Origin of the sequence: Sphingomonas caseinilytica (assembly GCF_023516455.1) — a bacterium.
Classification (GTDB): domain Bacteria; phylum Pseudomonadota; class Alphaproteobacteria; order Sphingomonadales; family Sphingomonadaceae; genus Sphingomicrobium; species Sphingomicrobium caseinilyticum.
Genome location: NZ_JAMGBA010000001.1, coordinates 517,620 through 543,271 on the forward strand (window position 1 = coordinate 517,620; position 25,652 = coordinate 543,271).

Annotated in this window: 21 protein-coding genes; 6 read left to right on the forward strand and 15 right to left on the reverse strand. The window is 62.5% G+C overall.

Going from position 1 to position 25,652, the window contains the following annotated elements; genetic code table 11:
* Positions 1-75: 75 nt before the first annotated feature.
* Positions 76-1,128 (reverse strand): YihY/virulence factor BrkB family protein, encoded by a 1,053-nt coding sequence (locus tag LZ496_RS02620; RefSeq protein WP_249903033.1) that lies wholly within the window; start codon positions 1,126-1,128, stop codon positions 76-78.
* A gap of 143 nt (positions 1,129-1,271) precedes the next feature.
* Here LZ496_RS02620 and LZ496_RS02625 point away from each other — a divergent pair, with 143 nt between their 5' ends.
* Positions 1,272-3,299, forward strand: coding sequence for an elongation factor G (locus LZ496_RS02625; protein ID WP_249903034.1), 2,028 nt, complete (start codon positions 1,272-1,274; stop codon positions 3,297-3,299).
* Here LZ496_RS02625 and LZ496_RS02630 read toward each other — a convergent pair.
* Positions 3,296-4,096 carry a TIGR01459 family HAD-type hydrolase gene (locus tag LZ496_RS02630; protein ID WP_249903035.1) on the reverse strand — a complete coding sequence of 267 codons (801 nt, stop codon included), beginning with the start codon at positions 4,094-4,096 and terminating at the stop codon, positions 3,296-3,298. The two genes, LZ496_RS02625 and LZ496_RS02630, sit on opposite strands and share 4 nt — an antisense overlap.
* Before the next feature lie 97 nt (positions 4,097-4,193).
* On the opposite strand from LZ496_RS02630, the gene LZ496_RS02635 reads away from it, so the two are divergent.
* Complete coding sequence (locus tag LZ496_RS02635) at positions 4,194-5,534, forward strand: dicarboxylate/amino acid:cation symporter (protein ID WP_249903036.1); 1,341 nt, start codon at positions 4,194-4,196, stop codon at positions 5,532-5,534.
* Here LZ496_RS02635 and LZ496_RS02640 read toward each other — a convergent pair.
* Both LZ496_RS02640 and LZ496_RS02645 read right to left on the reverse strand, forming a co-directional pair.
* Positions 5,527-6,828, reverse strand: a complete 1,302-nt coding sequence (locus LZ496_RS02640) for a dicarboxylate/amino acid:cation symporter (RefSeq protein ID WP_249903037.1) — start codon at positions 6,826-6,828, stop codon at positions 5,527-5,529. The genes LZ496_RS02635 and LZ496_RS02640 overlap by 8 nt on opposite strands.
* Positions 6,829-6,872: 44 nt before the next feature.
* Positions 6,873-8,141 carry a M24 family metallopeptidase gene (locus LZ496_RS02645; protein WP_249903038.1) on the reverse strand — a complete coding sequence of 423 codons (1,269 nt, stop codon included), beginning with the start codon at positions 8,139-8,141 and terminating at the stop codon, positions 6,873-6,875.
* A 76-nt stretch (positions 8,142-8,217) separates the two neighbouring features.
* On the opposite strand from LZ496_RS02645, the gene LZ496_RS02650 reads away from it, so the two are divergent.
* Entirely contained in the window at positions 8,218-9,504 is a 1,287-nt protein-coding gene (locus tag LZ496_RS02650; protein ID WP_249903039.1) for a multidrug effflux MFS transporter, read from the forward strand.
* A gap of 15 nt (positions 9,505-9,519) precedes the next feature.
* On the opposite strand, the gene recA is transcribed toward LZ496_RS02650, so the two are convergent.
* From recA to dapA, 9 genes are all read right to left on the reverse strand, one after another.
* Positions 9,520-10,599, reverse strand: coding sequence for a recombinase RecA (gene recA / locus LZ496_RS02655; protein ID WP_249903040.1), 1,080 nt, complete (start codon positions 10,597-10,599; stop codon positions 9,520-9,522).
* 92 nt (positions 10,600-10,691) lie between these two features.
* Positions 10,692-11,447 carry an alpha/beta hydrolase gene (locus tag LZ496_RS02660; RefSeq protein WP_249903041.1) on the reverse strand — a complete coding sequence of 252 codons (756 nt, stop codon included), beginning with the start codon at positions 11,445-11,447 and terminating at the stop codon, positions 10,692-10,694.
* 67 nt (positions 11,448-11,514) lie between these two features.
* Positions 11,515-11,871 (reverse strand): response regulator, encoded by a 357-nt coding sequence (locus tag LZ496_RS02665; protein WP_249903042.1) that lies wholly within the window; start codon positions 11,869-11,871, stop codon positions 11,515-11,517.
* Positions 11,872-11,910: 39 nt separating this feature from the next.
* Positions 11,911-14,304: a hybrid sensor histidine kinase/response regulator gene (locus LZ496_RS02670; protein WP_249903043.1), complete on the reverse strand. Its 2,394-nt coding sequence runs from the start codon at positions 14,302-14,304 to the stop codon at positions 11,911-11,913.
* Complete coding sequence (locus tag LZ496_RS02675; RefSeq protein ID WP_249903044.1) at positions 14,305-16,374, reverse strand: M13 family metallopeptidase; 2,070 nt, start codon at positions 16,372-16,374, stop codon at positions 14,305-14,307.
* A 37-nt stretch (positions 16,375-16,411) separates the two neighbouring features.
* Complete coding sequence (locus LZ496_RS02680) at positions 16,412-16,963, reverse strand: DUF2062 domain-containing protein (RefSeq protein ID WP_249903045.1); 552 nt, start codon at positions 16,961-16,963, stop codon at positions 16,412-16,414.
* Positions 16,964-16,965: 2 nt separating this feature from the next.
* A complete protein-coding gene (smpB, locus tag LZ496_RS02685) occupies positions 16,966-17,448 on the reverse strand; it encodes an SsrA-binding protein SmpB (RefSeq protein WP_249903046.1) in 483 nt (160 codons plus the stop codon).
* Positions 17,449-17,490: 42 nt separating this feature from the next.
* On the reverse strand, positions 17,491-18,057 hold the full coding sequence (locus LZ496_RS02690; protein ID WP_249903047.1) for a hypothetical protein: 567 nt from the start codon (positions 18,055-18,057) through the stop codon (positions 17,491-17,493).
* Positions 18,058-18,060: 3 nt separating this feature from the next.
* Positions 18,061-18,933, reverse strand: coding sequence for a 4-hydroxy-tetrahydrodipicolinate synthase (gene dapA, locus LZ496_RS02695; protein ID WP_249903048.1), 873 nt, complete (start codon positions 18,931-18,933; stop codon positions 18,061-18,063).
* Positions 18,934-19,026: 93 nt separating this feature from the next.
* Between dapA and LZ496_RS02700 the strand changes: the two genes are divergently transcribed.
* Complete coding sequence (locus LZ496_RS02700) at positions 19,027-21,015, forward strand: lytic transglycosylase domain-containing protein (RefSeq protein ID WP_249903049.1); 1,989 nt, start codon at positions 19,027-19,029, stop codon at positions 21,013-21,015.
* A 97-nt stretch (positions 21,016-21,112) separates the two neighbouring features.
* Positions 21,113-21,604 carry a transcription elongation factor GreB gene (gene greB, locus LZ496_RS02705; RefSeq protein ID WP_249903050.1) on the forward strand — a complete coding sequence of 164 codons (492 nt, stop codon included), beginning with the start codon at positions 21,113-21,115 and terminating at the stop codon, positions 21,602-21,604.
* A 25-nt stretch (positions 21,605-21,629) separates the two neighbouring features.
* Here the strand turns inward: greB and LZ496_RS02710 are convergent, their stop codons facing one another.
* On the reverse strand, positions 21,630-22,415 hold the full coding sequence (locus LZ496_RS02710) for a polyphosphate kinase 2 family protein (protein ID WP_249903051.1): 786 nt from the start codon (positions 22,413-22,415) through the stop codon (positions 21,630-21,632).
* Positions 22,416-22,521: 106 nt separating this feature from the next.
* Positions 22,522-24,312 carry an aspartate--tRNA ligase gene (gene aspS, locus LZ496_RS02715; RefSeq protein ID WP_249903052.1) on the reverse strand — a complete coding sequence of 597 codons (1,791 nt, stop codon included), beginning with the start codon at positions 24,310-24,312 and terminating at the stop codon, positions 22,522-22,524.
* A 132-nt stretch (positions 24,313-24,444) separates the two neighbouring features.
* Here aspS and rnd point away from each other — a divergent pair, with 132 nt between their 5' ends.
* The gene (rnd, locus tag LZ496_RS02720; protein ID WP_249903053.1) at positions 24,445-25,632 is read left to right on the forward strand and encodes a ribonuclease D; all 1,188 of its coding nucleotides are present in this window, start codon (positions 24,445-24,447) and stop codon (positions 25,630-25,632) included.
* The last annotated feature ends 20 nt before the right edge of the window (positions 25,633-25,652 follow it).

Consider the following 25,652-nt stretch of genomic DNA (forward strand, 5'->3'; position numbering starts at 1 on the left):
GCCTAGCCAGCGATAATGTTGCTCAGCGTCGCTTCGGGAAGGACGAACGGCATAGGCGATTGAGCGAGGGGTAGTTTACTCCCCGCGACCGGAGGCAGCCTGATCGTCGTCCGGAGGAGGCGGGCCCGCTTCCGCCAGACTTGGTCCTCTTTCGGACAGACCGGCGTCCTTCACCCCAGCGACGTGATCGGCGACCCACGCGCCGCGCTCGCCGAGCGGCTCGGCGCGGCCGGTGGTGCTGTCCATGGAAGTTTGGTGCTCAAGCTCGGCATTAAGCTCCGCGCCGAACAGGAAGGCGTAGGCGGACAGGTACATCCACGTCAGCAGCATGACGATCGCCGCGATCGAACCATAGGTCGCGCTATAGTCGGTCAGCCGGGTGACATAGAAACTGAAACCCGTCGCCAGCAGCAACCAGACAATCGAAGTGAAGATCGACCCCGGTGTCAGCCACTGCCAGCGCGCATCCTCACGCGAGGGACCAAGGCGATAGAGCGCCGCTGCCATCCCGGCCGCCAACAAGGCCATGCCGACATAAAGGCCGATCCGCCCGGCGACGAGCAAGGCGGCTGTTGCCCTCGGCAAAATTCGCTCCAACTCCCCAATTGCCGCCATCGCAGCCAAGGCGATCAGCGCAATCAAGGTCGCGCCCACCGTGATGACGATCGCAATCCCGTAGAAGCGGAACAGGCTGCGCTTTTCCTTTTCTTCATAGGCAATGTTCAGTGCGCTCATCACCGCGCCCGCGCCATTGCTGCCGGCGTAAAGTGCGACTCCGAGTGCGGCCAGGATTCCGAAACCGCTCGATTGCTCCGAGGCATGGACGGCGTTCATCAGCAACTGGCCCAGCAGCTTCACCACATCGGGTGGAAGGAAGCGGACCAGCGTCGTAACATGGTCGATCACCGTCGTCGGCTGGGCGAACATGCCGTAGCTCAGGACCAGGATTCCAAGCAGCGGCACCAGCGCCAGGAAGCCGTAGAATGCGACACCTGCGGCAACCAGTCCGATATTATCGAGCCAGCTCTGGTTCCACACGCGAACCGCAACGTCCTTCCAGGCGCGCAGCGGTATTTGCCAGGGGGTGATGGCGTTGCGGCCGTGCCGGTCCCGAGGAGCTTTCGTCATGCGGATCTTCAAGCGCGGGAGAAGCGACGTCGTTCCGCCACTTGCCATTCGCGCGAAAGAGTCCGACGCTGTTCCTTTGGAGAGCGCCTGCCGCTCGACATGCGACTCGGCGCCCCCGCCAACACCGGAGGAAGGAGAGTCGCATGCCCGGAGCAACCAATGGCACGAGGTTAATCGCGCTGGTCGGACCGGCCGGCGCGGGCAAGACTAGCCTGGCGGAAGCATTTCTGTTCGCCAGCGGAACTACCGACAGGCAGGGTTCGGTCGCAAACAAGTCGAGCATCGGTGACAGCAGCGAGGAATCGCGCTCCCGCGGCGGATCGACCGAAACCAATCTCTACAATTTCACCTACCTCGGCGACAAATACGCTATCATCGACGCGCCCGGATCGATCGGCTTTTCCGCCGATGCCGCGCGCGGCCTGGCGGTTGCCGATGTCGCCATTGTCGTCGTTGATCCGGACCCGGCGCGTGCCGCCCTTGCCGCCCCTGCCCTTCGGATGCTCGACGAGCTTGGCATTCCCCACCTCATTTTCGTCAACCGCATCGACCAGGCCCATGGCCGGATCCGCGACCTGCTGACCTCACTGCAGCCGATGAGCGTGTCGCCGCTGATCGCGCGCCAGCTTCCCATCCGTGAAGGAGAAAAGGTTACCGGCTTCATCGATATCGCGCTGGAGCGCGCCTATCATTATGTGCCCGGCAAGCCGTCTGAGCCGATCGCGCTTCCCGACGAACTGGCGGAGCGCGAAGCGCAGGCCAGGACCCAGTTGCTGGAGCAGCTGGCCGACCACGACGACAATTTGCTAGAGCAATTGCTAATGGACCAGGTGCCGGAACCGGGCACTATTTTCGCGGACCTGAAGCGCGAAACGAGCGACAACCTTGGCGTGTCGGTTCTGTTCGGTTCGGCCCAGAACGGCTGGGGCGTACGGCGATTGCTGAAGGCCCTGCGCCACGAGGCGCCGGGTCCGGAATCGACCGCAGCCAGGCTGGGGGTCGATGCTCCCGCCGTCTATGCGTTCAAGATCTTTCACGGGGGATCGGTCGGGCGGCTGGCGCTGGCGCGTGCGCTTGGCGGCGGTGTTCATGAAAACACCGATTTCAAGAACTCGAACGACGAGCACGGCCGGCTGGGTGCGCTCTTCTCGGTCCAGGGCGAGAAGACCGCAAAGATCGCCGACGCGGCCAATGGCGATGTCATTGCAGTAGCAAAGGTAGACGGAGTGAAGTCGGGCGACTGGCTCGGGGCCGGCAAATTGCCTCCGAAGGTAGACATCGATTTCCCATCGCGTAATTGCGCACTCGCAATCCATCCGGCCGATCGCAAGGACGATGTGAAACTGTCCGGCGCGCTAGCCCGAATCCTCGAGGAGGATCCAAGCCTCACGCTCGAACAGGATGAGGCCAGCCATGAGATGCGACTTCGCGGCGTCAATGACGAGCATCTGAAGACGACCTTGGCGAAGCTGAAACGCCGGTACGGCGTCGAAGTCAGCCACCACGCGCCATCGATCGGCTATCGGGAATCCATCCGGAAACCGTCGCAGCAGCGCGGCCGTCACAAGAAGCAATCCGGGGGTCACGGACAGTATGGCGACGTGATCATCGAGATCAGGCCGCTTGGGCGCGGCGACGGCTTCCATTTCGAGGAGAAGATCCACGGCGGGGCAATTCCCAAGCAGTGGATCCCGGCAGTGGAACAGGGCGTCAAGGACGCGATGGCAAAGGGGCCGCTTGGCTTTCCGGTTGTCGATGTCGCAGTGACGTTGTTGGACGGCAGCTACCATAGCGTGGATTCCAGCGAACTTGCGTTCCGCCTGGCCGGGCGGATCGCGATGCAGGACGCGTTGGCCGAGGCAGTACCGCACCTTCTGGAACCGGTTCAGAAACTGGTCGTGGTAACACCCGCCGTGTCCACCAGCCGGGTCTCGTCGGCAGTCGCCAGCAGGCGCGGCCAGATGCTCGGCATGGGTCCGCGCGAAGGCTGGACCGGTTGGGACCGGATCGAAGCGCTGATCCCGGAAGCGGAGCTGACCGGCCTTGAAGCGGAACTTCGGTCGATGAGCCAGGGACTTGCCAGCTACGAAGCGGAGTTCGACCATCTGGCCGAGCTAAGCGGTCACCTGGCCGATAAGGTGGTCCAGCAGCATGAGGCGGAACCCGCCTAGGCGAGACCTTCGACGGTCAGGATCGGATGCCAGTCGCCGAGCCGGTGCGTTGACGCGAAATCGTCAGGCACTGGCTCGCCGGCATGGATGCCGTGACTGACATAGACCGCATCGATTCCATATTTGGCGGCCCCTAAAATGTCGGTCGGCAGGCCATCGCCGATCGCCACCATTTCTTCGAGCGGCGGGTTGCCAGCCAGCGAGCGGGCATAGTCGTAGATCGGCCCGTGCGGCTTCCCATACCATAAGACGTGGCCGCCCATGGCTTCGTAGATATCGGCCAGCGCCCCGGCGCACGCTTCCCGCCTGCCACGATGAATGACGACCCGATCCGGGTTGAGACAGTGCATGACGACCCCCGATTGCGCGAGGCCCGCAAGCATGTCGCGATACTGTTCGGGGTCGTCATATCGATCGTTGAGTCCGGTGCAGGCAAGCTCGGCATAGTTGCTTGAGATGATCGTAACGCCGCGCGATCGCAGGTCCTCGCGATCGTCCTCCAGTCCAAGAAAGCCCACCGGTCGAGGCGGATGGGTGAGCGCGGAGATTCCCGCCTCCCCGCTAGTCGAAATCGCATCATAGCTGTCGCGGGAGAGGCCCAGCCGATCGAGAGCGCGCTGTACCGACGACGCTGGCCGCGGCGCATTGGTGAGAAGGATGATGTGACGGCTTTCATCCTTCCATTTGAGAAGCCGTTCCTGCGCGCCGGGAAACAGGTGCCCACCATCATGCACGACACCCCAGATGTCGCAGAGAATGACGCGGTACTTGGGATCGAGATCGTCGAGAGAATCCATGAGCTCGCGATGCCCTGCCGCTCAGATCGTGACAAGCTGCCTTGACGCGACACCAGCCAGCGGCTTGGGTGCGCGGCAAATCGAGAGGGGAGCACACGTGGCCAAACGCCTGACTTATTATATTCTCGGGGGCCTGGTGCTCGGCATCCTCGTCGGATGGGTCCTGAATGGGACCATCCAGGATGGGACGCCAGAGGCTACAGCGAAGCTTGAGCAGATCGCGCACTATTTCTCGATCCTGACCACCGTCTTCCTTCACCTCATCAAGATGATCATCGCGCCGCTGGTGCTTTCGACCCTGGTGGTTGGGATTGCGCATATGGGTGACACGTCGGCACTGGGCCGGGTTGGCATAAAGGCCGTTGGCTGGTTCCTGTGCGCCAGCATCGTCTCGCTCACCCTCGGCCTCGTCCTCGTCAACATGCTGCAGCCGGGGGTCGGCGTCGGCCTTCCGCTGCCGCCCGAGACTGCAACCAGCGGCGTTGACCGATCCGCCTTCGACTTTGCCAAGTTCGTCACGCACATCTTCCCTGAATCGATGATCGAGGCGATGGCGGAGAACCAGATCCTCCAGATCGTCGTCTTCTCCCTGTTCCTCGGCGTCGCCATCACCGCCGTCGGCGAGCCCGCCCGCCCGCTGGTTCGCGCGATGGAAGCGCTGGTGAAGGTGATGTTGCAGGTCACCGACTATGTGATGCGCTTCGCTCCTGTCGCGGTGTTCGCGGCAGTCACGGCAACGATTGCCGAGCGGGGCCCTGGCATCCTCGGCACCTATGGCTACTTCATGGGCAGCTTCTACCTGGGCCTGATCCTGCTTTGGGTACTGCTGTTGGGAGTCTGTTTCCTCATTGTCGGCAAGCGCACCCGCCAACTGATGCGCTACATCCGCGACCCGATCGTCCTGGCCTTCTCGACCGCATCTTCCGAGGCCGCTTTCCCCCGCACCTTGGAAGCGCTGGACCGCTTCGGTGTGCCGCCGCGCATCGCCAGCTTTGTCCTGCCGCTCGGCTATTCGTTCAATCTCGACGGTTCGATGATGTACATGACCTTCGCCGCGATTTTCATCGCGCAGGCCTATGGCATCGACCTGACTCTCGGCCAGGAGATCGCGATGCTCCTGACCCTGATGGTGACGTCAAAGGGTATTGCCGGCGTACCGCGCGCCAGCCTGGTGGTCATCACCGCTACGCTATCGCAATTCAACATCCCCGAAGCCGGCATCCTGCTCGTGCTGGCGATCGACCATTTCCTCGACATGGGCCGTTCTGCGACCAACGTCGTCGGCAATGCCGTCGCGAGCGTGGTGGTCGCCAAGTGGGAAGGAAATCTCGATCCTATCGAGCCAGCCGACATCGAGCCGCCTCATGCCCCGTCCAGTCACAGTCTGCTGCATGCGCCGGACGGCGAAGCGGCCAAGGGGCCTGATTCCTTCAGGTAGCGGGCGCGGGAACGACGCGGTCGTCGGCTGGCTCGCCCCGGCTGACAACCGTCGCGCAGGTCAGGTCTCCGGTGACGTTGAGCGTCGTCCGACACATGTCGAGGAAGCGGTCGACGCCCAAGACCAGGCCGATGCCTTCGGGCGGAACGCCGATCAGGCCTAGGATAAGCGCCACGACCGGCAATGACCCGGCGGGAACGCCGGCAGTTCCGATCCCACCAAGGATGCAGATGAACAGCACGACCGCCTGCTGACCAAGGCTCAGCTCCACGCCGAAGAACTGGGCGAGGAACAGGACGGTTACGCCTTCGAAGATCGCCGTTCCATTTTGATTGGCGGTCGCGCCGATCGTAAGCACGAAGCGCGCGACCCGGCGCGGCAGACCCAGCTTCTCCTCGGCAACGCGCATCGCGGTTGGAAGGGTGGCGTTGGACGATGCCGTCGAGAACGCCATGACCATCGCCTCCTGGCTTTGGCGGAAGAACCACAGCGGGGATACGCCGCCCGCGAACTTCAGCAGCAGCGGATAAGTCACGAACATGTGAACACCGAGCGCCAGCAGGACCACGCCGACATAGGCGCCGAGCTTCACCAAAAGGTCCCAGCCGAACAGCGACGCCAGGTTGAACATGAAACAGGCGATGGCGATCGGCGCGAGACGGATGATCAGGCCCATGAGCCGCATGGAAACCTGGAAGATGGCTTCGAAGATATTGAGGAGCAGCGCGGTCTGCGGCGTCGCCGTCAGCAGCATCCCGATGCCGAAGATCAGCGCAAAAACCATGACCGCGAGAATGTCGCTGGTCGACATGGCGGTGACGATATTGCTGGGGATGATCGCCAGGACCGCGTCAACACCCGTCGGTTTTTCGGCCTGTCCGGAAAGGATAGCTCCCGCTCCCTGCCGCGCACTGTCCAGCATCTCTTGCGCCTGGGCGTGGTCCACGCCGACGCCGGGCTGGAAATAGTTGGTGACGGCCAGTGCCAGCACGACGGCGATGCCCGAAACCACCACCGTAAAGGCAAGCGTTTTAAGGCCGACGCGCTTCAGGGCGCGGATATCCCCCATTTCCGCAATCCCGACGATCAGTGCGGAGATGAGCAAGGGGATGACCATCATGAAGATCAGGCGGAGGAATATCTGCCCGATCGGACCCGTCACATAAGTGGAAATCCACTCAGCCCATGCCGGCTCCGCCGCCGCATTCGCAATCAGCCCAAGCGTGAGGCCGACCAGGAATCCAATGAGCATCTGCCATTGCAGGGAAATGCTCCGGCGCTCTGCGGTGGCCATTCGCTAGCCTTTCTCCTCCGCCGGCCATTACGGAGGCGGTTGGGTCAGCTAACGCCTGAGTGGCCGATCGGTTCTTCAAGGGACTTGGGCGGGACGCTGAACCATTTCGGACCGGCGGCCGTCATGTAGAAGCAATCCTCCAACCGGATCCCGAATTTGCCGGGGAGGTAAATGCCGGGCTCGTTCGAGAAACACATGCCGGGCGCCAGGGCTGTCATCTCGCCGTGGACCAGGTTGATCGGTTCATGGCCCTCCATGCCGATGCCGTGGCCGGTGCGATGCGACAGTCCCGGCAATTTGTAGCCCGGGCCATAGCCCCAGCTTTCGTAGGCACGGCGGACGGCATCATCGACGCTGCCCGCAGGAGCGCCGACCTTCGCGGCCTGGTTGGCGATCTGCTGTCCACGCGCCATCTGGTCCCAGACCTTGCGCTGCTCGGGGGTCGGATCGGCTCCCCAAACGAAGCTGCGCGATATGTCGGACTTGTAGCCGCGCACGTCGCATCCGCAGTCGAACAGGACGTTGATGCCCCGCTCCACTACCTGCGGCTTGCGCGTTCCATGAGGATAGGCCGTCCCCTCGCCCAGCAGGACGAGCCCGCCGTCATAAGAGCCGCCCATGGCTCGTGTCGCCTGGCCGATGATGGCGTCGATGTCGGCGACGGTCATGCCCGCCTTCAGTTGGGGCCAGGTATAGGCGAATGCGGCGAGCGTGATGTCCGACGCCGCCTGCATCAAGGCCAATTCCGGAGCGGTCTTGATCATCCGGCAGCCGCGAACGACGGGATTGGCGCTGACGACCCGTGCACCAGGCAAATGCTGGTTCAGCTTGTCGAGGATGAAGAAGCGGTTGGTTTCTTCCATGCCGATCGGCGACGAAGCCAGGCCACGCTCCCGGAGAAAGTCCGCTACCAGTTTCAGCGGTTCGACGTCTTCGTGCCAGGTTCGGACTTCGGCTGGGATGCCGAGGCTTTCCTCGATCGACGGCTTCTCGAAGAAGGGTGTGACGATGATCGGGTCACCAGTGGCGGGAATGACCGTCCCCGTCAGCCGTTCCGATCTCCACCATTGGACGCCGGTGAAATAATCGAGGCTTGCGCCGGATTCGACGATGATCGCACCGATGCCGTTGGCCTGCATCAGCGCCTGCGCACGCGCCAATCTGGCAAGCCGTTCTGGCCTGCCGATCGCCGGGGGAATTGCGAACTTCTTTAGCTCGGCGGCCTGCGCCGTTGCGCTGCGGGCCAATCCGGTCATCGATGCGGCTGCAAGCAGCCCTCCCCCGGCTAGAAGCTGGCGGCGACCAATTCGCATATATTCCCCCACTATCGTCGGATGGTTGGGCCCATCTGTTGCATGATGGCGTTCAATAGGCCAGCTACGCCGATCCATGCCTATCGCCCTGCCCTATTCGACCGGAGCACGCCGCCCCGGGCCCAAGGAGACCGTCGCGCTTCTCGCCGGGCTGATGGCGCTGAATGCGTTCGCCATCGATGCGATGATTCCTGCCCTGCCCGATATTGGGGCGGACCTCGGCGTCGGCACCGAGAATATGCGGCAGCTGGTGGTGATCGCCTATTTCTTCGGTTTCGGCGTCGGGCAGATTATTTGGGGACCGCTTGCGGACCGGTTCGGGCGCAAGCCGATCCTGGCAGTCGGGGTCGCCCTCTACGCGGGCTTTGGGCTGCTTTGCGGAATCGCTGGAAGCTTCGAGTTGTTGATCGCGGGGCGCATCGCCATGGGCGCCTCGGCCGCGGTTACCCGCGTGCTTGTCACGGCCATGGTCCGGGACCTGTTCGAGGGCGAGGAAATGGCCCGGGTCATGAGCCTCGTCTTCATGGTGTTCATGCTGGTGCCGATGCTGGCGCCCAATATTGGCCAGGCGATCCTGCTGGTTGCCGACTGGCGGGCGATCTTCCTGGTCTTGGCCGGGTACGGCGCGATCATGTGGCTATGGGGGTTCATCAGGCTTCCCGAGACGCTTCACCCGGAATTTCGGCGTGCTCTCAATGCAGGCGAAATCTGGTCCGGCGTGAAGGTTGCGGCGTCCGACCGGCTGTCCATCGGTTACACATTGGCGCTGACGGCGGTCTTCGGTGTGCTGACCGGCTATATCTCCTCGATCCAGCAGATCGTCTTCGACGTTTTCGATTCCGGTGAACTGATCGGCATCGTGTTCGCAGCAATCGCCGGGCCGATGGTCTTCGCAAGCTGGGGTAACAGCCGCGTCGTTGGCCGTTTCGGCCTTCGCAGGACTGGCCATTGCGGCCTGATCGCGATCGTGACGATGACGGCGATCCATGCGATCGTTGCGGAATCCATGGACGAACCCTTGTGGCTGTTCATCCTGCTGATGCAGCTCACCTTCGTCAGCTTCTCCTTCACGACATCGAACTTCGGAACCTTGGCGATGACCAACATGGCTCCGATCGCTGGCACGGCCTCCTCTTTCCAGGGAGTGACGGGCACGATCGGTGGTGCGCTTCTTGGTCTCGCCATCGGCCAATCGTTCGACGGAACGCAGCTGCCGTTCCTGATCGGCTGCGCGATGTGCGGAACTCTGGGCCTCGCCATCGTGTTCTGGACCGAGCGCGGGAAATTGTTCGCGGCAATTGGCAAGCCGGAAGAGGAAGAAGAAAGGGCGGAGACAACGCCCCCGCCCGATCCCGACTATTGATGTTGCAAAAGCAGCCTATTCCTCGACGTCGTCGTCAGGTCCGGCTCCAACCATCAGCGCTTCGCCGACCTCTTCGGTCTTGCCGCGGATCGCATTTTCGATCCGCTTCGCCATGTCCGGATTGTCCTTCAGATACTGCTTGGCGTTCTCACGGCCCTGACCGATCCGTGTCGAGTCATAGCTGAACCAGGCGCCGGACTTCTCGACGAGGCCTGCCTTGACGCCAAGGTCGAGCACTTCGCCGACCTTGCTGACGCCTTCGCCATACATGATGTCGAATTCGACCTGCTTGAACGGCGGGGCGACCTTGTTCTTCACCACCTTCACCCGTGTCGTGTTGCCGACAATATCATCCCGGTCCTTGATCTGGCCGGTACGGCGGATGTCCAGGCGGACCGAAGCGTAGAACTTCAGCGCATTGCCGCCGGTCGTCGTTTCCGGATTTCCGTACATGACGCCGATCTTCATACGCACCTGGTTGATGAAGATGACCATGCATCGCGAGCGGCTGATCGAACCGGTGAGCTTGCGCAGCGCCTGGCTCATCAGGCGGGCCTGGAGGCCGACATGGCTGTCGCCCATCTCGCCTTCGATTTCGGCCCTGGGAACCAGCGCGGCGACGGAGTCGACCACCAGCACATCAATCGCGTTCGAGCGGACCAGCGTGTCGACGATCTCGAGCGCCTGCTCACCGGTGTCGGGCTGCGATACGATCAGCTCGTCGATGTCGACGCCAAGCTTCTTGGCGTAAACCGGATCGAGGGCGTGCTCGGCGTCAACGAAGGCCGCGGTACCGCCGGTCTTCTGAGCTTCGGCGATGGCGTGCAGTGCCAGCGTGGTCTTGCCGGAGCTTTCCGGACCGTAAATCTCGATGACCCGGCCGCGCGGCAGGCCGCCGACGCCCAGCGCGATGTCGAGGCCCAGCGAGCCGGTCGAAATCGTCTCGACCTCCATTTTCTCGCGGCTGCCCAGCTTCATTGCCGAGCCCTTGCCAAACGCGCGATCAATCTGCGCGAGCGCTGCTTCCAATGCCTTTTGACGGTCCGTGTTCACATTATCCCCATTCAAGCCGACGACTTTGAGTTGCGCTGCCATGGCCTTCATTCCCTCGTCAATCGGGCGGCTCGTTACCCCCCTTGAAGGCCATTTCGTATCCTATTTGTTCCATAAGAACAAGATAGGAACAATTACATTGATTTCTTCTTTGAAACTATCAGGAAATAGGCTTCGCGCATCGCTTCTTCAAACGAAGTTCGGCCATAAATATCATTGTGCCCCGCCCCCTTGATCGTTCGGTCGTAAATGAGGTTCGGAACTTGAGGGCGCAGGGCCGCGGTTCGAATTGGGCGGATGATCTCATCGCGCTCGGCCGCGACCAGCGCGACCGGGACCGGATTGCCCTTCAAAGCGCCGGCGGAGTTCATCTCATGCTCGAAGAAGGGACCGACCGGCAGCCAGGGAAACAGGTCGGACGCCGCGGCCTTCAACGAATCGAACGGTGTCACAAGGATCAATCCATCGAGCCTTCGCTTCCCCGCCAAATGGGCCGCGACCCCGCTGCCGATGCTAAATCCGGCAGCAATAACCTTCCTCGCCTTGGTGTGTTCGACCGCGGCATCATAAACTGTTGGCGCGTCGGCAATCAGAGCCTCGGACGACGGGCTGCCCGTCGAGGGTCGATACCCCCGATAGTGAAATGCCACGACATGTGCGTCGGGGAACAGGCGGTTGAGTTCTACCGCGACATGCTGGCCATTCCAGGCATTTCCGCCGAAGCCAAGAACCAGCGGATCGTCGCCTTCATTGCGAGGCCGAAGGTAAACGCCGTGGAGCCGCACGCCGCCGGACGCTTCGATTTCAAGCTTTTCCGCACCAGCAGGCAGCGGTCCCGCAGCCGGAACCGCGTCCGTCGGGAACAGCATCTGGGTTTGAAAGAAACTCATCATCAGAAGCACTGCACCCATAGCGCCGAGCGCCACGATAAGCAGCCTGCCGGCAATTCCGATACGTCTAGCTGGCGAATGCCGCTTCAATGATCGGTGTGACCCGGTCGATCGTGTAAGGTTTTTCGATCATCGGGGCGTTCTTGAATTCAGCCGGGGGCGGATCGACATGCCCGCCGCTGGCTAGCACGAAGGGCGTGCCCTTTTCGCGCAAGGCCGTGGCAACCGGCCAGACATTCTCGCCCTTCAGATTGACGTCGAGGATCGCCAGATCGAAGTCGATCTTCTCTACGGCTTCCAATGCGGAGCTGACACTGTCGCAACTGCCACTCACCTCATGCCCCAATGAATGGAGGAAATCCTCCAGCATCATGGCAATCAGCGGCTCGTCCTCGACGATTAGGATGGAACGCGAACCCGACATAGACCTAGGAAATAGCAGCCGTTTCGCCGGAGGAAAGGATTAATTGCCGGACAACACTTTACGGACGGCTTCCGCAAGTTCCTGAACCGAAAAGGGCTTGGGCAGGAAGGCGACATTGGCGATGTCGATCGACTTTCTGAGCTGCTCCTCGGCATAGCCGGACATGAACAGGATCGGCAGTTCCGGCCGGGTCTTGCGCGCCTCGCGGACCATGGTCGGCCCGTCCATCAGCGGCATGACCACGTCGGAGATGAGCAGGGCGATCTCATCGCCGCGGTCGATGATCTCCAGCGCTTCCTCGCCATTGTTGGCGGTCAGCACCTTGTAGCCGTGCCGGGTGAGCGCCCGTTCCGCGACTGTGCGGACCATCGGCTCGTCCTCGACCAGCAAGATGGTGCCAGTGCCCCAAAGCTCGTTTTCGCTCTCCTGCTTCTTCGATTTGCGCCCGCCCTTCTTCTCTTCCTCAACCTGGTGAACCGGCAGGTAGATGGTGAAGCGGGTACCGTCGCCGACCTTGGAATCGGCAAAGATATAGCCGCCCGACTGCTTGACGATGCCGTAGACGGTCGAAAGCCCAAGGCCCGTGCCCTTCCCGACTTCCTTGGTGGTGAAGAAGGGTTCGAACACCTTGCTCAGGATCGCCGCCGGAATGCCGGTCCCCGTGTCGGCGATCGACAGCGCCGAATAATCGGCGATGGGCAGGATCTCGCTGCCGAGGTCGGCGACCTGATTCGCCTTTACCGAATAGGTCTGGATGGTCAGCGTGCCGCCGCCCTTGGTGGCCATTGCATCGCGTGCATTGACGGACAGGTTGACGATCACCTGTTCAAGCTGCCCCGGATCGGCGCGGACCGGGCCAAGGTCGCGGCCGTGCTTCACCACGAGCTGGACGGTCTCGCCGAGCAGCCGCTTCAATAGGTGCGACACTTCACTGATGACGTCGGGCAGCTGAAGGATCTGGGGCCGCAGTGTTTGTTGGCGAGAGAAGGCGAGCAGCTGCCGGGTCAAGCCGGCGGCGCGGTTGGAATTGGATTTGATCTGCTGAAGGTCATCATAATCGGTGTCGCCGGGCGTGTGCCGCATCAGCATCAGGTCGCAGTGGCCGATGATCGCCGTCAGGATATTGTTGAAGTCGTGGGCGACACCGCCGGCCAGCTGCCCGACGGCTTGCATCTTGGTCGCCTGCGCGATCTGGCGCTTAAGCTTCGCCTCTTCGCTATTGTCCTTGAGCAGCAGGAGCACCGCCGCATCGCCAAGCCCGCGAAGACCCGCCACGGTCAGTGCGACCGGCTCCGTCGGCTGGTGCTTCAGCCGGACCGGCAAGTCGCCCGACATGGACGGCCCGCGGGCGTTTCGGCGCACGGCATCGGCCACCGCCGCCTTATCCTCCTTGACCACCAGGTCGCCGGGATAGGACGGCATGTCGCTCCCTGGAATTCCGCCGGCCTGGCGGAACGCCTTGTTCACCGTCAGGAAGCGGCCATCGCGATCGACCAATGCCAGACCGATCGGCAGCATTTCCAGCAGCACCTGGACATTGGTGGAGCTTGCAAGGCTTGGCCCCTGGTCGGCATCGAACAAGAGCAGGGTCGCCGCCGATTCCGCGTGACCGATTTCGATCGGAACGGTGACGACGCGCATTGGTCGTGCATCCGGACCTTCCGCCATCAGCTTCACGGAGCCATCGCCGGCCGGCTCGATCAGGTCGGTGAACAATGGCGGCTGTTTGGTCGAGACCGTTCCGTCGAGCGCTCGATCCGAAAACAGGGCGTTCGCAGCCACCAGGCGGCCGTTGCCATCGACAAGGACGGCAAGCACGCCGGCGGCGGCCAGTCGTTCGCCGGTCTGCCCAGCAATTTGATTGGCGGCCGAATCCAGCGGATCTTCCCGAGATTCGCTAGTGAACCGCCAGAGAAGCAGGTCACGACCAATGCCGATCCGGCTAACCTCGACCCTGGCTTCGGCACCGCCCAAGACGGCGATATCGGACGATCCTTCGCCATCGCGCAGCGCCGCGTCCTTCAGCCGAACGAGCTTGGTTGATGCCGCCTTGTTGCGACCAACTTCGATCGGAGCAGGTGTTCCGTCGAACCGATCCTTGTACGCAATATTGATGGCCTTCAGAGCGCCTTCGACGTCGGTAATTGCCGCCGGGTCGCTTGAAAGGTTGAGCGCCGAACCGGCCAAGGCCAGATCGGGGAGTACGATCGGTTCCACCTCGACCCGTCCGGCACTCCTCCGATCGATGACGAAGGCGGCGACCAGCATCCCGACAAAACCGGCCAGGAAGAGCCCGCCGTAAATCGGTTGGCCGATCAGGAAGAACAGCAGTGCCCCGCTGATGGCAGCGGCGGCAACCAGACCCGGCACAAGCCATTTGAAGCCGCCGTCCAGCGGCTCGACTTCACCAAGGTCTAGCTGCTCGTAAAGCATCTACCAGATACGTACCCGTTGCTCCGGCGACAAATACAGCTTCTGCCCCGGCTGGACATTGAAGGCGGGATACCATGGGTCGAGGTTGCGCACCACGGCGGCGCGCTGTTCCGATGGCGAGTGCGGGTCGGTGATCAGCCGCTGGCGAAGATTCGCCTCGCGATAGTTGCGCCGCCACACCTGCGCCCAGCCGAGATAGAAGCGCTGGTCGCCGGTGAAGCCGTCGATCACCGGAGCTTCCGCGCCGCCCAGCGAATGCATCCAGGCGTCGTGGGCGATGGTAAGGCCGGCCAGATCGCCGATATTCTCGCCCAGGGTCAAAGCGCCCTTCACATTGGCATCGGGGAAGATCTGGTAGGCATCATATTGCGCGATCAGCGCCTTGCCAGCCGCTTCGAACGCCTTTCGGTCGGCCTCGGTCCACCATTCGTTGAGACGGCCGTTCTCGTCATATTTCGCGCCCTGGTCGTCGAAATGGTGGCTGATCTCATGGCCGATCACCGCGCCGATGCCGCCATAGTTGAGCGCCGGATCGGCATTGGGATCGAAGAAGGGCGGTTGCAGGATGGCGGCCGGGAAGACGATCTCCTGCATGCCGAAATTGGCATAGGCGTTGATCGTCATCGGGGTCATACCCCACTCCCAACGGCGGATCGGCTCGCCGAGACGGGTGATGTTGTCGTTATGCGACCATTCGGCCGCGCGCATCGCATTGCCAAGCGGGTCGTCGCGGCGGATCTCCAGCGCCGAATAATTCTTCCATTGGGACGGATAGCCGATCTTGGTCCGGAAATTGGCCAGCTTGGCCTTGGCGCGGACCTTGGTTTCGGGCGCCATCCACGTCAGGCTGTCGATGCGCCGGCCCATGGCCGCAACCACGTTACGGACCAGCTCGTCGGCCGCCGCCTTGGTTTCCGGCGGGAAGTGCCGCTCAACATAGATCTGGCTGACGTCGTCAGACAGGGAACCGGTGGTGAAGGTCACTGCCCGCTTCCACCGCTCCTCCTGCTGCGGCGTGCCCGACAGGGTCGTGCCGTAGAAGCTGAAAGCCTCCTTATCGAACGCGCTGGGCAGTACGGCCGCAAACTGGTCGAGCGAACGGACCAGCAGCTGATCCTTCAGCACCTGCAGCGGTGCCCGCGACAATAGCCGGGCGATCCCGTTGACCGCGCTCGGCTGCGCGACGTTGATCTCGGTCGCAGCGCTCAGCCCGCTGTCACGCAGGAAGGTCGCCCAGTCGAAGCCCTTCGCGTCGGCCTGCACCTTCGCCAGCGGCATGAGGTTATAGGTCTTAGTCGCGTCGCGGCTGTCGACCTGGGTCCAATGAACCTTGGCGACCTCCGTCTCGAAGTCGAGCACGGCCTTGGCCCGCGCGGCAGCATTAAGCTCACCCGCCAGGTTCAAGACATTGGTCATGTGCTGAAGATATGTCGCGCGGATGCCCTTCATCCGCTCGTCCTGGAGCAGATAATAGTCGCGGTCGGGCATGCCGATGCCGGACTGGAACATCTGCGTTACGTAGCGATCGGGGCTTTTGTCGTCCTGACCGACGTACAGGCCGAACGGAATGCCGATGCCATAGCGGCCCGCCTTGGCGGCCAGTGCGGCGTAGCCTGAGCGGTTGCTCAGGCCCTTGATCTCGCCGAGCCATGGCTGGATCGGGGCTAGGCCCTTGGCCTCGATCGCGGCGGTATCGAGGTAGCTGTTATAGACATTGCCGATCTTGCTGTTGGAGTCCCTGGCCGCTTCCTCGATGATGACCCGGGTGCGGTCCTTCGACAGGTCGTCCAGCTTGGTGAACATGCCATAGTTGGACTTGTCGGCGGGGATCGGCGTGTTCTTCGCCCAGGTCCCGTTCGAGAACATGTAGAAATTGTCGCCGGCCTGGACCGAGCGATCCATGCCGGCGGTGTCGAAGCCGAAGGTGCCGAGCTCGGGCTTCGGTGCCGGGGCCGGCGGCGGCGGCGGGGCCTCGGCTGGAGCTGCGGGAGCGGCCATTTCGGGCGGTGGGGTCGTCGTGCAGGCCGCAAGGGCGGTGGTTGCTGCGAGAAGGATAACCAAACGCTTCATTACTCTCTCCCCAATTCCGATCGCCCCTTGACCGGGCTCACTCAGCGGTGGCGAAACGCCGGCGCCACTTGCGACCGACCCACCAGCGCCAAACGACAAGCGACACGATATAACCGACAAGCGCAACCCCGAGGCCGATCAGGAACAGGCCCGATACCAGCGCCGGGGCGGCGTCCGAAAACAACCATTGCATCCACGTGCTGACGCTTTCGCCGCGCAGGGCCATGAAGCTCGCCAGGTCGGTGTGGAACCCGATCCTCCCGCCAACGTCGATCGCGGCAAGAAGGAAAAACGGAGTAGTCAGCGGATTGGACAGGAAGGTCATCGCCGCCGCGATCGGGATGTTGGCCCGAAGCGGCATCGCGAGCAGCGCCGCGCCGACGATCTGAAGTCCCGGCACCATCAGGAAGATGCCAATGAACAGTCCCGCGAAAACAGCTCGGGGAACCGACCGGCGCGTAAAGCGCCAGAGCTCCGAATGCGCGATCCGTTGACCGAAAGGCTTCAGCCAGGGGCTCGCCAGCACCTCGTCGCGCGACGGCGTGTTCTTGTGCAGAAGTCGCTGAAAATAATTGATTGGCCCGCTCATTATTATCCGTTTTGCCTCAACAGCCGGCCCTGTTCCCGCTTCCAGTCCCGCTCTTTGATCGTTTCCCGCTTGTCGTGGGCCTTCTTGCCCCGCGCCAGTGCCAGTTCGACCTTCGCGCGCCCCCGCGTATTGAAATAGATGGAAAGCGGCACGAGCGTTAGCCCCTGACGCGTGATCGAGCCATGCAGTTTGTCGATTTGTTTGGCTCGCAGCAGAAGTTTCCGGCGGCGGCGAGGCTCGTGGTTCATCCAGCTGCCGGCGCCATATTGCGGAATATGGCTGTTGATCAGCCACACTTCCTCGCCCTCGACCGTGGCATAGGCTTCCGCGATTGAGCCTTCGCCCGTCCTGAGCGCCTTTACCTCTGTGCCCTGCAGTTCGATCCCCGCCTCGAACCGATCTTCGACGAAATAGTCGAAGCGTGCGCGCCGGTTCTCGGCGACGACCTTCGCTTTGTCGAATTCAGTGATCGGGGCCTTGGACACGGGCGGAGCCTTAGACGGGTGACTGCTGCAATGCCAAGTGGCCTAGGCGCCGATGGCAACCGGCGCCACCTGGACGGCATAGGCAAAACAGACAAGCAGCAGGGCGACGATGTGAAACGGCCGCCAGCGAACGAACATCAGGCTGATATAGGTCCCAAGAAGGAAAAGCCCAAGGAACAGGGAATTGTTGATCGGCTCATGGCCCGGTGCGTAAAAGATGTAGCGATAGCCGGTGAACAGGATGAGCCCGGCAACCAGCGCTCCGTAGGTAACCTTTCGCGACGCCATATAATGGTCCCGCAGGTCGACCTGTCCGCTCTCGGGTGGCTCGGGTAGCGCAGCCGCGGCAACGACATAGACGGCCAAGAGCTTCAGGACCTGCAGCAGGCTTTGCGGGACCGTCACCTCAACGAGGTCGCGGTCGTGCCACTGGTCGACCCAGACGAATACGACGATCATCACGACTAGCGCCCCCTGGAGCAGCGGCTCGATCGCCCAGCGGACCCGCGAACCCGCCCGCAACAGTTGCTGAAAGCTATTGGCAAGCTGCGTCAGCGCCAAGGCCAGGATGACCGAGGTGAGCCCGAAGAACAGCTCGAAGGGCGTCATCCCCTAGATGAGCCCCGCGTGGGCCAGTGCCGCATCGACCGCCTTCCGCGAAGCATCGGACGGCTCCGTCATCGGTGCGCGAAGCTCGATAGAAAAGCCGGGGCGAACCCGCGACATCGCATATTTGACCGGTCCGGGCGACGCGTCGGTGAACAGGGCAGTGTGGAGCGGATAGAGCCGGTCCTGAAGTACCAGCGCTTCGTCCCACCGACCCTCGCGCATCGCTTCCTGGAACTCGGCACAGAGGCGCGGCGCGACATTTGCCGAGACGGAGATGCAGCCGACGCCGCCCATCGCATTGAAAGCCAATGCGGTCTCGTCATTGCCGCTCAGCTGAACAAACTGTTCTCCGCAGGCCCGGCGCTGGTCGGAAACCCGCCCAAGATTACCGGTGGCATCCTTGACCGCGATCACGTTCGGCAGACGTGAAAGCCGCGCCATTGTCTCGACCGCGATGTCAGTGATGGTGCGAGCCGGCACATTATAGAGGACGACCGAGATGCCGAGGTCTGCGACCGCCGCAAGGTGATTGTAGATCCCGTCCTGGTTCGGCCGATTGTAATAGGGCGGCACATGCAGCACGGCGTCGGCGCCGGCCGCTTTGGCGGAACTGGTGAGCTCGATCGCATGGGCGGTGTTGTTCGAACCGCAACCGGCGATCACCGGCACCCTGCCCCGCGCCACTTCGACCGTGATCTCGATGAGCCGCCGATGCTCCTCGGTCGTTAGCGTCGCCGCCTCGCCAGTAGTGCCGCAGGGCACCAGCCCGTTCGACCCCTCGTCGATCTGCCACTCGACCAATTCACGGAACGCCGCTTCATTGACTCGGCCCGCCGCAAAAGGAGTCACCAGTGCTGGTATCGACCCGAAAAACATGAATATTTTCCTTTGCTTGAACTTGCAGCGGCGTTCGGCGTTCGCAAAATTGAAGCCAGTTGTTCAGCGGCTGATAAGGACTCGGGGGTGATAATGTCCAGTATGAGGAGCGTGGGTCTATTCAGTTCGATTCTGTTGTCGTCCGTGGCCGTCGCCTCGGTCCAGCAGACCGGTACAACGCCGGCGGCCGCAACCGCTGCAGCGCAGGCAAGCAGCCAATCCTCCGCTTACGAGATTAATTATGCCCTGGCCGACTGGCGCCGGCTTCGTCAGAGCAGCGGCTATTCCTTCGCCGACTATGCGCGCTTCGTGAATGCCAATCCCGGCTGGCCGGGCGAAAGCGGTCTCCGCAGGAGCGCGGAAAAGCAGATGCGCCCGGGCGAAAATGCCAACACGGTCCTCGCATTCTACCGCACCAGCGAACCGCAAAGCGGCAACGGCTGGGCGCGCCTCGCCGAAGCCTATCAGGCGACCGGCAAGCCCGCCGAAGCACTGGCGGCAGCCCGAGGAGCCTGGGTATCCGGCGACCTCAGCCAATATGACGAGCAACTGCTCTTCTCGCGGTTCAGCTCGCAACTCACGGCCGCTGATCACGACAGACGCATCGACGCGCTTCTGTTCGACAAGAAGACGACCGACGCTTACCGGATGCTGCCCTATTCAAGCCCTGGACGGCGCGCGGCGCTTTCGGCTCGCATCGCAATGCTGTCCCGGACGGCCGATGCCGAGCAGCGATACCAAGCGGTCATCAACCAGGTGACCACCGATGCAGGCCTGATGATGGATCGCGCCCGCTATCTTCGTGATGGCGGCTACACGGTTGCGGCGCGCCAGCTATTCGCCCGGCAGCATAATTTCACCCAAAAGCCCGCCGACGTCGACCGTTTCCTCGACATGATGGTCCTCCTGTCGAAGGAGGCCGCTTCTGACCGGCAGTGGCAGATTGCCTACGACATCACCCGGCAAGTTGACGACGTGTTCGGACCCGGTGTCGACATCAGCCTCAAGGATTATGGGATCCGCGACAAATATACGACGCTGACCTGGACTGGCGGGACCGTCGCGCTGGAGCGGATGAACCGTGGCCGTGACGCGATCGCTCTGTTCGACAAATATGCAGGCGCCGGGCGTTCGCTGCAGGTCAAGACCAAGGGCTGGTACTGGGCAGGCCGGGCTTCCTCTCAATCTGGCGATGCCTTGCGCGGCCGTAGCTACTTCGAACGCGCAGCCGCGACACCTGAACTTTTCTACGGACAGCTTGCGCTTGAGCGCCTGGGCCGGATCGTTCCTGCACCGGCGGCCAATCCGGCGGTGGCAGTCACCGACGTCCAGCGCCAGGCATTCAACCAGAAGCGGTTGGTCCGCGCCGTCCGCCTCCTCGGTCAGCAGCGCCTCTACAGCGAGCAGAGCCTGTTCGTTCGTGCCTTGTCGGAAGACATCGCGACTGATGCCGATCGCCTGCTTGCCGTCGAACTTGGAACGCAGCTCTGGCGCCCGGACCTGGCCGTCTGGACGGCCCGGTCCGCTCGAAATGCCGGCAGCGCTTTCTACTACAAGGCAAGCTACCCCACCCACTCCGCCAGCGTGCCGTCAGGCCGTGCCTGGTCGTTGGTCCATGGCATCACCCGCCAGGAATCGAGCTTCGACAAGGCTGCTGTCAGCCATGCCGGCGCGCGCGGGATGATGCAGTTGATGCCCGGCACGGCGCGAGAGCAGGCGGGCAAGATGGGCTACGGCTATGACTATGGGCGGCTGACGACCGATCCCAGCTATAACGTCATGCTGGGCAGCGCCTACTTCCAGCGGCTCGTGAACATGTGGGACGGCAACTATCCGCTCGCGGTTGCCAGCTATAACGCCGGTGCCGGCAACGTCCGCAAATGGGTCAACAGCTATGGCGATCCACGCGGCAACGTCGACATCGTCAGCTGGATCGAGAAGATCCCGTTCGAGGAGACCCGCGGCTACGTCCAGCGCGTACTGGAGAACAGCGTGGTCTATGACCGGCTGAACCCGACGCTGCCGGGCCCGCAGCCTGTCCATATCTCTGCCTATCTCGGCAAGTCGTCGCGTCCGGGCTGATCCAAGCATTTGTCATTGCGAGCCGTCGTAGACGGCGCGGCAATCCAACACGCTCGACTGGATTGCTTCGCCTTGCTCGCAATGACAGAGAGTTGAGGTGACCGACCGCCCTCCCAGATTCATTACGCCGCAGGGTTTCGCGCGCATCCGCGCCGAATATGAAGAGCTATTCTCGGTCGAACGGCCCAAGATCGTCGAAACCGTGTCCTGGGCCGCGTCGCTCGGCGACCGATCCGAGAATGCGGACTATCTCTATGGCAAGAAACGCCTGCGCGAGATCGACCGGCGGCTTTCCTACCTGGCCAAGGTGATGAAGACGGCCAAGGTTGTCGATCCTGCCCGCCAGGAGCAGCGCGATACGGTGCGTTTCGGCGCCACGGTCGAGCTGGCCGATGAGGAGGATGACCGCCGCGTCATCACGCTGGTGGGCGAAGACGAATCCGACGCTTCGTCAGGACAGGTCAGTTGGGCAGCGCCGATCGCAAGAGCATTGGTGGGCGCGAAAGTCGGCGACGAGCGCATCGTTCGCCTTCCATCGGGCGAGAAAAGCTACGAGATCATGAAGATCAGCTATCCTTCACAGGCGTAGGCCATCCGGGATTGAGCATGGGGCGCTAAGCGCGGGACGGCTCGCTGGTCTTGGGCTGGCGGAACTGGACGACCTTCTCGCCCACTTCGGGCGGTTCAGCCGGCATCGCCTTCTGGTAGATATCGGCAATCGCCGTCAGCGCGGAAATCGTCCCGCTGGTCATGTCATTGCCGTCGATCACCGTCCATGGCGCCCAGCGCGTGTCGGTGTTCCGGAACGTTTCGTGGACGACTTCCGCGATGCGGTCGCGATGCCCCAGCCCGGAGACATCTTCCTGGGTCAGCAGATGCTGTTCCCAAGGGTCCTCCCGGCGTTCGTTCAGCCGCTCAAGCTGGCGCTCGGCCGACACATGGAAGAAAAGCTTCACGACCAGCGTGCCATGGTCACGTTGCTGCGCCTCGAATTCGTTGACCTCGTCGCAGGCCCGCGCCCACACCTTGTCGTTGGCCTTGCCAAACACCCGCTGTTCGATGATCCGTCGATACCAGCTGCGGAAGAAAATGGTCGTGTCGCCGGCCGCCGGGAGTCTGCTCCAGAATGGTGCCAGCCAATGGCGCTCATCGTCCCCTTCATCAGCCCCGCCGACCGTATGAACGCTGTAATGGCTAGGATCCCAGGCGCCCGCCAAACGCCTTAGTGCGGTGCGCTTGCCCGAAGCGATCCAGCCTTCAAGCAGGATGATCGCCCGCTTGCGATGAACGATCTGCGACGTTTGCAGGCGCGCCAACCGGTCTTGCAGCGAAGCGATCGCTGCATCGGCATCACCATTGAACGGTTCCCCCCGTTCAAATTCTGTTAACTCGATCGGCACGCGCGATGGCTATCGTAAAGGTTAAGCCGCCGCAATTACCTTTCGTCGATCCGTCGACGGCCGAAGCGTCCCGCCGTGGCACGAACGCCGTGAGCTGTTGAAAGGTTTACTGATTTTTGGGCGCGCCATCTGCCACGATGCGGATCGACAGCTCTTTCAGCTGCTTGTCCATCACCGGCGCCGGCGCGTTCATCATCAGGTCTTCGGCTTTCTGGTTCATCGGGAATACGATGACCTCGCGGATGTTCGGCTCGTCGGCCAGCAACATGACGATGCGATCGATTCCCGGCGCCGATCCGCCGTGCGGCGGCGCGCCGAACTTGAACGCACCGATCATGCCCGGGAAGCCGCTGTCGACTTCTTCACGCGTATAGCCCGCGATTTCGAACGCCTTGTACATGATGTCCGGGCGGTGGTTCCGGATGGCGCCGCTACTCAGCTCCACGCCGTTGCAGACGATGTCATACTGCCAGGCGAGGATATCGAGCGGATCCTTGGTTTCCAGCGCTTCCATCCCGCCCTGCGGCATGGAGAAGGGATTGTGGCTGAAGTCGATCTTCTTCTGCTCGTCATTATATTCGAACATCGGGAAATCGACGATCCAGCAGAAGCGGTATGCGCCCTGTTCAATCAGGTCGAGCTGCTCGGCAACGCGGGTCCGCGCAATGCCGGCGAGCTTGGCCGCCTCGTCTTCCTTGCCAGCGGCGAAGAAGATGCCGTCGTCGGGGCCAAGGCCCATCGCCTCGGCCAGCTTGTCCATACCCTCGGCACCATGGTTCTTGGCGATCGGACCGCCCCACTCGCCGCCCTTGCGGGTGGCGTAACCAAGGCCTGCGAAGCCCTCGCCCCGGGCCCATTCGTTCATGTCGTCGAAGAATTTTCGGCTCTTTTCGGCGGTATTCGGCGCTGCAACGGCGCGCACGACCATGCCCTTTTCGACTAGGCCGGCGAACAGGCCGAAGCCCGATCCCCGGAAATGCTCGCCTACGTCGCTGATCAGCAGCGGGTTGCGAAGGTCAGGCTTGTCGCTGCCATACTTGAGCAACGCTTCCTTGTAGGGAATGCGGGGATACTCTCCCGCTGGTGTGACGAACTTGTCCTCGCCGAACTCGGCGAACACGCCTGACAGCACCGGTTCGATCGCTGCGAACACATCGTCCTGCGTGACGAAGCTCATTTCGAAGTCGAGCTGGTAGAATTCGCCTGGGCTACGGTCAGCGCGCGCATCCTCGTCGCGGAAGCAGGGCGCAATCTGGAAGTAGCGATCGAACCCGGCAACCATCAGCAGCTGCTTGAACATCTGCGGTGCCTGCGGAAGCGCGTAGAACTTGCCGGGATGGACGCGGCTCGGAACCAGATAGTCGCGCGCACCCTCGGGCGAGGAAGCCGTCAGGATCGGCGTCTGAAACTCGGTGAACCCCTGGTCGATCATCCGCCGGCGGATCGAGGCGATGACCTTGGAACGCAGGATGATGTTGGCGTGCAGCCGGTCGCGCCTCAGGTCGAGGTAGCGGTACTTGAGACGGATATCCTCGGGATATTCCGCTTCTCCAGCGACCGGCATCGGGAGTTCGGCGGCCGAGGACTGGACCTCGACCTGCTTTGCGACAACCTCGATCTCGCCGGTGGCGAGCTTCGGGTTCACCGCTCCGCCTTCGCGCATCACAACCTCGCCGGTGATCGTCACCACCGATTCGGCGCGCTGGTGGTCGAGCAGCTTCAGCGTTTCGCTTCCCGCGGCGCACACGACCTGCGTCAAACCGTAATGGTCGCGAAGGTCGATGAACAGCACTCCGCCATGATCGCGCTTGCGGTGGATCCAACCGGACAAGCGGACGGTTGAGCCGACGTCGCTCGAACGAAGATCGGCGCATGTGTGAGTACGATAGGCGTGCATGGTCATGGTCTCATACAAAAGCAGGCAGACCCCGGCTGGACGCTGGGGTAACGAGTGATCGAAGTTGCGGGCGCTTCACCTTCGCATCGCGCCTTTGTCAAGGCGCGAGCATCTCGCTATGGCGCGCCGCAGATGAAAATTCACCCGCTAATCAAGACCAGCAAAGAGCTTGCCGCCCTCGTAACCCGCATGAGCGCCCATGACTTCGTCGTGGTCGACACCGAATTCATGCGCGAGAACACCTATTGGCCGGACCTCTGCCTGCTGCAGGTCGCCACCGAAGAGGAAGCGGCGGCGATCGATCCCAAGGCTGAGGGAATCGACCTCACCCCCCTGCTAGATCTGCTCGTCGAAAATCACGACGTGCTGAAGGTTTTCCATGCGGGCGGGCAGGACCTGGAAATCATCCATAACCTGACCGGCAAAGTCCCGAACCCGTTGTTCGATACGCAGATCGCGGCGATGGCGCTCGGTTACGGCGAGCAGGTCGGTTATTCGAACCTGGTCGAAAGCATGCTTGGTCATGCGCTCGACAAGGGCGCACGCTTCACCGACTGGTCGCGCCGACCGCTCGACAAGAGGCAGATCGACTATGCGATCGCCGACGTCACCCACCTTGCGGAAATTTTCCCGAAGCTGGTCAAGAAATTGATCAAGACCGGACGCGGCGAATGGCTTGACGAGGAAATGGAGCGGCTGGCCGATCCGTCCAGCTTCGCGTTCGAACCCGAAGATGCCTGGAAACGCCTGAAGCTCCCCAGCCGCAACCCGGCCATTCTCGGCCGCTTGAAGGCGCTCGCCGGCTGGCGCGAGACGGAAGCCAGGTCCAAGAACCTGCCGCGCGGGCGCATCGTCAAGGACGACACGCTGAACGAACTCGCGAGCCATCCGCCAAAGACGCAGGACGATCTCGCCAAGGTCCGCGGCCTGTCGTCGGGCTGGAAGAGCAACGACATCGGCGCCCGGCTGATGGCAGCGCTTGCCCAGGCCAAGCCGCTGGAAGGCGACGAACTGCCAAAGCGCGAGCCCACCCGCCCCGGCCTCACCAAGGATGCGGCACTGGTCAGCGATTTGTTGAAGCTGCTCCTCAAGATCCGCGCCAAGGAGGCTGGAGTAGCCGCCAAGCTGATCGCTCGTTCCGACGAGCTGGAGGCATTGGCAGCGGGAGTCCGCAACGGCCTCAACATCCTGTCCGGTTGGCGGTTCAGCGAATTCGGCAGCGACGCGCTGGACCTGGTGGAAGGACGTCTCGCCTTCGCCACCGAGAACGGGAAGTTGAAAATGAGCCGGATCGATTCAGGAACCGATCAGGCCGCCTAGCGCTTCATTCCGCCGATCAT